The organism is Flavobacterium tructae, assembly GCF_002217475.1.
Lineage (GTDB): Bacteria > Bacteroidota > Bacteroidia > Flavobacteriales > Flavobacteriaceae > Flavobacterium > Flavobacterium tructae.
Window position 1 is genome coordinate 1 of record NZ_MUHH01000069.1, and the last position, 1,079, is coordinate 1,079.

The window sequence follows — 1,079 nt, forward strand, 5'->3', positions numbered from 1 at the left end:
CTGAGATAATGAGCCAATTGGTTCGACTTATTATCCAGTTCCCTGTAGCTTAACTCCTCTCCCTGATAAACAACAGCTATCGCATCTGGGGTACGCTCAACCTGTTGCTCAAACAAATCAACAACAGTCTTATCTTGAGGATAAGAAACATAAGTATCGTTAAAGACATGCAACAACTGGTGCTCCTCTGCCTCTGGCAGGATATTTAAACTATTAACATTTATTTCTTCCAAATTATCTACCCCATCCATAAGCTCAACTAATGACTGCTCCATATAAGCAAGTATACGAGAAGCCCCAATACTTCGATCCACTAGAGCCGTTAAGCCGAAATCAATACCAAAATCATCTACATTAATATTAAACGGATAATTAGTCCGCTCATGGCTTCCAATAACGGTCATATCTAAATCCAAAGCATCTTTATCATCTTCTGATGATAAAGAGTGACGGTAATTCAATAATGCACTGAAAAGGGCCATTTCATTGGATACACCGCTCCAGTTATGTATGCGTGATAAAGGTGTTTGCTCATAAGACAGTAACTCCTCTAACCTAACCTTGACCTCTTTTAGATATTCTTTTACATTACCCTTCAACTCCAAAGCAACAGGTAGCGTATTGATAAATAATCCCAAAGAATCAGCTGCTCCCAAAGAACCCTGTAAACGTCCGGAGAATAATGATCCGAAAAGAGCATATCCCTTATTGCTGCATCGCGCTACAACTAAACCGAAAGCGGCATGGAATAACACAGCCGGACTAATGCTCAGATGAGCACAAACATTACGCAACCTTATACTTAAATCCTTAGACAAAACAACTATAGATTCTTCAATACTTTTCCCGTCTCCTAAAACATTTGATAAGTTAAAAGGATATGTAGGTTCTTCTATTGAGCCCATTAGTGCCCTAAAATAGGATTCACTATTGTTAATGGATTGCATATGTAAGGTATGACCAATGAACTCTCGATATAAAAAAGGAACAGGAAGATTCGAGCTCTCACCCGACAAACACAAGCTGACCTCTTCTATAATCTTCTCGATACCAACATGGTCCATCATTAAATGGTGATA

General features: G+C 38.8%; 1 protein-coding gene. It reads right to left on the reverse strand.

The features are described 5' to 3' along the window. Window positions 1–1,079, reverse strand: a 1,079-nt coding sequence (locus B0A80_RS20165; protein WP_233430791.1) for a condensation domain-containing protein, incomplete at both ends; no start/stop codon positions are given.